The sequence below is a fragment of the Neobacillus drentensis genome (assembly GCF_036965645.1).
Classification (GTDB): domain Bacteria; phylum Bacillota; class Bacilli; order Bacillales; family Cytobacillaceae; genus Neobacillus; species Neobacillus drentensis_D.
Window position 1 is genome coordinate 1 of record NZ_JBALPZ010000120.1, and the last position, 8,350, is coordinate 8,350.

8 protein-coding genes are annotated in these 8,350 nt (G+C 37.9%); 5 read left to right on the plus strand and 3 right to left on the minus strand.

The annotated features are described in order from the left end of the window. Positions 1 to 213 precede the first annotated feature (213 nt). Positions 214 to 468 carry a GlsB/YeaQ/YmgE family stress response membrane protein gene (locus tag V7266_RS20795; RefSeq protein WP_335470538.1) on the plus strand — a complete coding sequence of 85 codons (255 nt, stop codon included), beginning with the start codon at positions 214 to 216 and terminating at the stop codon, positions 466 to 468. Between the two features lie 56 nt (positions 469 to 524). On the opposite strand, the gene V7266_RS20800 is transcribed toward V7266_RS20795, so the two are convergent. Then, positions 525 to 1,448: an RluA family pseudouridine synthase gene (locus V7266_RS20800; protein ID WP_335470539.1), complete on the minus strand. Its 924-nt coding sequence runs from the start codon at positions 1,446 to 1,448 to the stop codon at positions 525 to 527. Positions 1,449 to 1,615: 167 nt separating this feature from the next. Between V7266_RS20800 and V7266_RS20805 the strand changes: the two genes are divergently transcribed. After that, positions 1,616 to 2,002 (plus strand): YhcU family protein, encoded by a 387-nt coding sequence (locus V7266_RS20805; RefSeq protein WP_335470540.1) that lies wholly within the window; start codon positions 1,616 to 1,618, stop codon positions 2,000 to 2,002. A gap of 200 nt (positions 2,003 to 2,202) precedes the next feature. Continuing rightward, a complete protein-coding gene (locus V7266_RS20810; RefSeq protein ID WP_335470542.1) occupies positions 2,203 to 3,945 on the plus strand; it encodes a phospho-sugar mutase in 1,743 nt (580 codons plus the stop codon). Between the two features lie 127 nt (positions 3,946 to 4,072). Here the strand turns inward: V7266_RS20810 and V7266_RS20815 are convergent, their stop codons facing one another. Then, a complete protein-coding gene (locus V7266_RS20815) occupies positions 4,073 to 4,327 on the minus strand; it encodes a YhdB family protein (RefSeq protein ID WP_101649243.1) in 255 nt (84 codons plus the stop codon). A gap of 151 nt (positions 4,328 to 4,478) precedes the next feature. On the opposite strand from V7266_RS20815, the gene V7266_RS20820 reads away from it, so the two are divergent. Both V7266_RS20820 and V7266_RS20825 read left to right on the plus strand, forming a co-directional pair. Then, a complete protein-coding gene (locus V7266_RS20820; protein ID WP_335470544.1) occupies positions 4,479 to 5,489 on the plus strand; it encodes a M14 family zinc carboxypeptidase in 1,011 nt (336 codons plus the stop codon). A gap of 125 nt (positions 5,490 to 5,614) precedes the next feature. Beyond that, positions 5,615 to 7,030 carry a SpoVR family protein gene (locus tag V7266_RS20825; RefSeq protein WP_335470545.1) on the plus strand — a complete coding sequence of 472 codons (1,416 nt, stop codon included), beginning with the start codon at positions 5,615 to 5,617 and terminating at the stop codon, positions 7,028 to 7,030. A gap of 80 nt (positions 7,031 to 7,110) precedes the next feature. Here V7266_RS20825 and ald read toward each other — a convergent pair whose 3' ends face one another. Then, a complete protein-coding gene (gene ald / locus V7266_RS20830) occupies positions 7,111 to 8,244 on the minus strand; it encodes an alanine dehydrogenase (RefSeq protein ID WP_335470546.1) in 1,134 nt (377 codons plus the stop codon). Positions 8,245 to 8,350: the final 106 nt, after the last annotated feature.

The window sequence follows — 8,350 nt, forward strand, 5'->3', positions numbered from 1 at the left end:
ATATGGCTATATGATTAAAGAATTTCTTTATTACTTTTGCCTACTATCATTAATTTATGTCTTTTTAAATATGATTTTTTCATGAGTATAAATAAAAAAACAGGGTACTTTATATGTACAGGCAGTAAACAAGGGTAAAAGTAATTAAGCTTTAACTGCCTGAGGAATAAACAAAAAAAGTGAAATGAAGAATACTAAAAAGGAGTGTTCTAAATGAGTTTCATTTGGTCATTAATTGTTGGTGGTATCATCGGCTGGTTAGCAGGTTTAATAGTCGGAAGAAATATTCCGGGGGGCATTATTGGTAATATCATCGCAGGTTTTGTTGGTGCATGGTTAGGAAGAGCAGTTTTGGGAAACTGGGGACCAAATGTAGCTGACTTTGCCATAATACCTGCCATCATCGGCGCCGCAGTTTTAGTGCTTCTTTTAAGTTTTATTATGCGAGCCTTTAGAAAAGCAGACTAAAAATAAATAACAAACGAAAAGGATGTCTCTCTAATGGAGTTGAGACATCCTTTTTTCTATATTTTTTTTATATCAATAGATTGAAAAAATTCAAACAGATCCGAAAATGGTGCATGACATATAATTGTTTCGTGAGTAAACGGATGGGTAAATTCGAGCTTCGCTGCATGGAGAGCCTGTCTGTCCGTGACTGGTTTACCTCCATATAATGTATCACCAATCAAGGGATGACCCCAATGACTAAAGTGAACTCTAATTTGATGAGTTCTCCCCGTTTCAAGCCAACATTTAACTAAAGTAAAATCCTTTTGCTTATTAAAATCTAAAATTTGATATTGGGTAACCGCAGTTTGTCCAGTTGGTGACACTCTGCGTCTTGTCGCATGATGCCGGTCTCGGCCAATCGGCATGTTTAAGGTGCCTTTCCGCTGTTTAATTAGCCCATGTACAGCGGCAAGATAAGTTCTTTTGATTAGACGTTTTTCAAGCATTTTATCTAGAATCGCACCTGCTAGTGCGTGTTTTGCAAAAAGAATGGCGCCCGATGTATCACGGTCTAACCGATGGATTTGACGTACATTAGCTGATTCACCTTTTGCTAACAAATAAAAGGCTGCAGCGTTCAAAAGGGAATCCGTTTCTTTAGCTGGATCGTTTGGATGAGTTGTCATAAATGGCGGTTTATTAATAATTAACACATGGTCATCTTCAAACAATATATTTAACTCATGATAGGTTGGAATCACTTGAGAAGTTTCTTCTTCAAAAAGATGGAGTTGAAGCTTTGCGCCAGCAGTTAATGGTGAGTTCCAGTAAACCTGGCTGCCTTCCAGTAAAACCTTATTCTCGGACCGGAATTGATGAGTTAATTTTTTGGGAGCTTCCCAAACTTGCCGGAAAAGGTATTCAAGGGTAAGCCCATCCCACTCTCTTGGAATAATGATTTGCAGCCACTCACCAGTTCGTTTGGTTAAGTACATAATTTTTCTCCTTTAATCTATTGTCCAGCTCCAGCTTCATTTTTATATCTGGAGTTTTTTTAAATTTGCTGTGGTGATAATTACCACCCAAAATTCACTACGAATTATGTTATTCTTATGATATATATTACGACAGAAATAAGCGATGGCAAAGGTGGGTTAAATAAGTGAAAATAGTTTTTGCCTCGACACCAAGTCAAGAAGAAGAGATTAATGAACTGGTGAGGTACATTTATTCCAATATTTTTCCTCAGTATTTTAGTGATGAAGAAATCAGTCAATTTGAGGAATTAAAGGTTTTGGATACGTCTTTGGATTTTAATACATTAAAAGATGCCTTTCAAGTTATGACGAGTATACAAACAGTTATTTCAATTTTGGAGTCGTCACAGTTAGACGAGCAATACGAGATGGTATTCAATAGAAATGTTGCCACATTAAAAGAATTTGGACTGTTTTTTCCCTTTGACTTTGAGCAGTTTTATGAAGGGAAAAGCTTGAAGGGTTCCATGCTTAGTATTTATACAAAAGCAGACAATGAGCTTATTATATAAAAGCAAGAGTTAACATTAAGCCTGTTTTTTACAGGCTTTTTTTAATTCATATTCTTATTATCAGTATTTTTAAGGTATTATAGAAGATGGAGATTTTCCTGACTCTGCAAAATTTGTCGGTTTTTATAGCGGGTTTTTCAGAGGAGTAACAGACCTTAACTTAGAATTATTGTATGGACAAAACTAGGAGGGACACATCTATGGATTGGAAAGCAATTGCGAAAAGTTGGCTGGAGTTTGAAAATCTGGACAATGAATTAAAAAATGAATTAGAAGCATTAAAGGGAAATGAAAAACAACTCGAAGAAATATTTTATAAGAATCTAGAGTTTGGCACAGGTGGAATGCGGGGAGAAATAGGTGCGGGCACCAATCGTATGAACGTTTATACAGTTCGTAAGGCTTCCGCAGGATTAGCAGCATACATAGAAGAACAGGGGGAGGAAGCAAAAAAGCGTGGAGTAGTCATTGCTTATGATTCACGTCATAAATCACCGGAATTTGCATTAGAGGCTGCTAAAACTCTTGCTTCTAAAGGAATTCAAACCTATGTATTTGATGAGTTACGTCCTACACCGGAACTTTCATTTGCATTAAGACACTTAAACGCTTTTTCTGGCATTGTTGTTACAGCAAGCCATAATCCTCCAGAATATAATGGTTATAAAGTGTACGGCTCAGACGGTGGCCAGCTGCCACCTGAAGCGGCTGACATCGTGATTGCCAAGGTAAATGAAATTGATAATGAATTACTAATTCAAGTTAGCAATGAGGAATCATTACGCAATGCCGGATTAATCAAAACCATTGGCACAGAAATTGACCAAGTCTATATTGAAAAATTAAAGACTATTTCTGAGAATCCAAGCCTTGCTGAGGAGAGCGATATTAAGATCGTCTTCACTCCATTACATGGGACGGCCAATAAATTAGTTCGGGCTGGCCTTGCGGCATTAGGATATAAGAATGTGTCGGTTGTAAAAGAACAAGAATTGCCTGATCCTGAATTTTCAACCGTAAAGAGTCCAAATCCTGAAGAGCATGCGGCATTTGAATTGGCGATTCGCGATGGAAAGAAGATCGGAGCGGATATCTTAATTGCCACTGATCCTGACGCAGACCGTCTTGGAATTGCCGTTCTTAATGAAGCAGGAGAATATATTGTTTTAACGGGTAATCAGACCGGTGCCTTATTAGTGGATTATCTTCTTTCTCAGAAACAAGAGAAAGGAACATTGCCAAACAATGGTGTTGTGCTAAAAACCATTGTTACATCTGAATTAGGCCGGAGAATTGCTGATGCTTTCAATTTAGAAACCATTGATGTTTTAACAGGATTTAAATTTATCGCGGAAAAAATCAATGAATATGAAACAACAGGTGATCACACCTTCCTTTTTGGCTACGAAGAGTCTTACGGATACCTAATTGGAGACTTTGCACGTGACAAGGATGCTGTTCAAGCAGCGCTCCTCGCTGTGGAAGTCTGTGCCTATTATAAAAAGCAAGGATTAACCCTCTATGAAGGGCTGCTAGGGGTATTTGAAAAGTATGGCTTCTATCAAGAGGGACTTCGTTCTTTAACCCTGAAAGGCAAAGAAGGAGCAGAGATGATTCAACGCTTATTAGCATCATTCCGTAAGGAATCCTTGACAAACCTAGGTTCACTTAAAACTCTTGCTAGTGAAGATTATTTAACTCGAATCCGGACAACAAAAGATGGAGAAGAGTCCATTCAATTACCTAAATCCAATGTTTTAAAATATATTTTTGAAGATGGATCATGGGTCTGCCTACGCCCATCAGGTACAGAGCCAAAAGTTAAATTTTATTTTGGTGTCAATAGTTCAAGTCTTGCAGAAAGCAAACAAAAGCTGCAAACCATTGAAAAAGACTTTATGGAGTTAGTAGAAAAGAAGGTAAAAATGGTTCAAACTAATTAAACCGAATAAGGTATAACTTCAGCCTATTCTAATAAAACGGCCTCCAATATTGGAGGCCTTTTTTTTGGTGGAATTCCATTTTCCCGGTAGAAAATTTTTCTCAACAATTCGGTATCCACTTCAATTTTCAGGAAAGACTATACATCGGTAAGCCATTTGTATCAGGGTCCAGAGATTCGTTAGCATGGTCAATGTAACGAAGAAGATTATATAATTTTGTTTCAATCACGGTGTAGTCACGTTCAAAATTATAAGCGTGCAGGAATTGTTCAATCTTTTTCGATAAAAATTGGTCCTTTGTCCGAACCATTAAGATAAGCAAATTGTCCCATTCAGATCTGTGCGTATAATATAACGCTCGATCGTAATCCAATTTATTCATTTGTTTTTGCCTCCTCCTTATTAGGAGTTGACTTTATTTTATGACATTCCTCCGATAACTTTCACAGAAAATGTTGGACACCTTATGTTTACGGTGTTTTTAACATTTACCAGTATAAAATAAGTTTTTTAAAGAAAAGTGGTGCCTTAAATTGGGTCGATTCATTTGTGTCCTTTTCTGCTTATTCACACTTATAAATCCCGCGGCAGATGCAAAGATTGTAACTGTAGATCAACCATATTCATATGAATGTCTGCAGCAAGATCTGAAAAAAATCACTAAAAAATATCGAAAGCATATTGAAATTAAGTCTATAGGAACAAGTCATATGGGTAAGGAGATTTGGGGAGTAAAGCTGGGAAAGGGAAGAACTAATATTGTATTGGTTGGTGCGCATCATGGACGAGAATGGCTGACAAGCGCCCTTCTGATGAACATGCTCGAGAGTTATGCCGAAGCCTATCAGGAAGGCAAAAGAATAGGATTTAGATCAACTGATATCTTGAATCAAGTTTCGATTTGGTTTATCCCTATGCTTAATCCGGATGGTGTTAATATTCAACAAAGAAAACTTAAATCATTCCCTCCCAAATTTCAAAAACAATTGCTGTTGATGAATGAAGGCTCAAAAAATCTAAAGAGATGGAAAGCTAATGGGGTGGGAGTCGATCTAAACAGACAATATCCGGCAGGCTGGACCAGTTTAAATGAAGAACCGTCAAACCCCAGCTATGCATTTTATAAGGGTGAAAAACCATTTGAATCCAAAGAAGTTATTGCCTTAACTGCATTTATTGAGGAAATAAAGCCTTCACTAGCAGTTGCTTATCATACAGCAGGGAGGGAGATTTTTTGGAATTATAAAAATGGGAAACATTTGAACCGAGATTTTATGCTTGCGAAAAAGGTAGCAAGGCTGACTGGCTATAAGTTAGCCAAACCTGATCCGAACGCAATCGGCGGAGGATTTACCGATTGGTATATAACGACCTATCACAAACCGGCGATGACTATTGAAATTAGTTACTTGGTTGGAGAGACAAATCCACCTCTTTCGGTTTTTAGAAACGAATGGAGACGTAATAAATATGTTGGACTCCTCTTAGCGAAAGAGGCAAAAAAATTAAATCAATCATTTCATCATGAATCCCGTAACCAATAAGACCTTTTGTCATTAACAATAGAATAACAAAAACAATAGGGCTTGCTATTGTTTTTTGGCCATCTTTCTCATCAATCCCACCTTTTCTTCATACATTGTTTTAAGAGGAAAAGGGGGAGTGAGGAATGAACATAGAAGATCGTAAGCAGCTAGAATATGCTATTAGTGAAATTACCGAAATTGCCAGAGGCTTTGGCCTGGATTTTTATCCAATGCGTTATGAAATCTGTCCAGCTGAAATTATCTATACTTTTGGTGCTTATGGGATGCCAACTCGATTTTCACATTGGAGCTTCGGGAAACAATTCCACAAAATGAAACTGCATTATGATTTAGGATTAAGTAAAATTTATGAGCTCGTAATAAACTCTAACCCTTGTTATGCGTTTTTGCTTGATTCTAACACCCTTATTCAAAATAAGTTAATCGTAGCCCACGTTTTGGCTCATTGTGATTTCTTTAAAAATAATGTCCGCTTCCAGAATACCAAGCGGGATATGGTAGAAAGTATGGCTGCAACTGCAGAGCGAATCCATAAATATGAAATACAATATGGAAAGAAGGAAGTAGAAACCTTTTTAGATGCTGTATTAGCCATTGATGAGCATATTGACCCTTCTCTAATGAGGCCGAAGCTTTCATGGTCCATTACAGATCTAGATGACGATGAAGATGATGAGCAGCGAAATGTAACCCCATATGATGATTTATGGAAGCTGGATGAAAAAGAAAATAAGGTAATCAGCAGTCCGAAGAAAAGGAAGTTCCCGCCAAGACCGGAAAAGGACTTATTATTATTTATTGAAACCTTTAGTAGAGAGTTAGAGGATTGGCAGCGCGATATTTTAACCATGATGCGTGAGGAAATGCTTTATTTTTGGCCGCAGCTAGAGACGAAAATTATGAACGAGGGGTGGGCCTCATTTTGGCATCAACGGATATTACGCGAATTGGATTTAACAAGTGGTGAGGCGATTGAATTTGCTAAACTGAATGCGGGGGTTGTTCAACCATCCAAAACGGGAATCAATCCTTATTACCTTGGTATTAAAATCTTTGAGGATATCGAAGAAAGATATAATAACCCAACTGAAGAGATGAAACGAAGAGGTGTTCAGCCAGGGTCCGGCAGGGAAAAGATGTTCGAGGTAAGGGAAGTTGAATCAGACATTTCTTTTCTTCGTAATTACTTAAACAAGGACTTAGTGATGAGAGAGGATATGTATCTGTTCCAAAAGCAGGGAAGGGATTATAAGATTGTTGATAAAGAATGGGAACATGTCCGTGATCAATTAGTGAATATGCGTGTGAACGGAGGATTCCCTTATATCACGGTCAATGATGGCGATTTCTTGAAAAATGGAGAGCTGTACTTGATGCATTGGTATGAGGGTGTAGAATTAGACGTAAAGTATCTTGAAAAGGTGCTTCCATATATTCATCAGCTTTGGGGCAGACCTGTCCACATAGAAACCATGATAGAAGATAGAAATATGTTGTTTTCCTATGATGGAAAGGGAGTACATCGAAAATATCTATAATATAAAGGCAGCTATTTTCATAGCTGCCTCTTGTTTTAAACCAAAACATTTGGTTTGGATAAATGTAGTAGTACTGCGAATTAGAGTATAACAGGTTCTTTTGCTAGTGCCTCTTCCACTGATACATAAGTAAACCCTAGGTCTTTGGCCACTGCTTGATAAGTTATTTCCCCGTTGGCTGCATTTACACCGAGTTTTAAAGCTTCATTTTCCGAAATGGCCTTAATAACCCCTTTATTTGCGATTTGTAATGCATATGGAACTGTAACGTTTGTAAGGGCAATAGTAGAAGTTCTTGGAACCGCCCCAGGCATATTGGCAACGGAATAATGAACCACACCATGTTTGACAAAAGTAGGATTATCATGTGTTGTGACATGGTCGCTTGTTTCCACAATTCCGCCCTGGTCAATCGCAACATCAACAATTACAGAACCTGGCTTCATAGACTGCACCATTGTTTCTGTTACTAATTTTGGAGCCTTAGCACCTGGAATCAACACAGCTCCGATGACAAGATCAGCTTCCGCAACTGCCTCAGCGATGTTAAATGGGTTAGACATTAAGGTCTTAACTTGGTTTCCAAAGATATCATCTAACTGCCGTAAACGGTCTGCACTTAAGTCAATGATCGTCACATCTGCACCTAGACCAATCGCCATTTTTGCTGCATTGGTTCCAACAATACCACCGCCGAGAATGGTTACCTTACCACGATTCACTCCTGGTACACCAGCTAAAAGGATTCCTTGACCACCGTTATTCTTTTGTAAGAACTGTGCACCGATTTGGGCTGCCATTCGTCCAGCAACTTCACTCATTGGGGTAAGCAGCGGCAAAGTTCTGTTGACAGAGACTGTTTCATATGCAATCGCTAAGACACCTTTATCCTTTAAAGCTTGTGCTAAAGCAGGTTCAGCAGCAAGGTGTAAATAAGTAAATAAAATTAATCCTTGGCGGAAATACTGATATTCACTTTCTAAAGGCTCTTTTACCTTCATAATCATTTCCGCTTTTGACCAGACCTCTTTAACATCTTCAATGATTTCAGCGCCCGCTTTTAAATAATCTTCATTTGCGAAACCGCTTCCAATACCGGCGTCTTTTTCGATTAATACAATATGACCAGCGGTAATTAATGTAACAACACCGGCAGGAGTAAGGGCAACACGATTTTCGTTGTTTTTAATTTCTTTCGGTACACCAATAAACATATTTGAAGTCCTCCCTAATACAAAAAGTATTTCTTTGCTATGGCTAAAGTATAGAATGATTTTCTCGGAAATACTTTGTTTAGAAAGTAGAAATTTTTTTAACCTG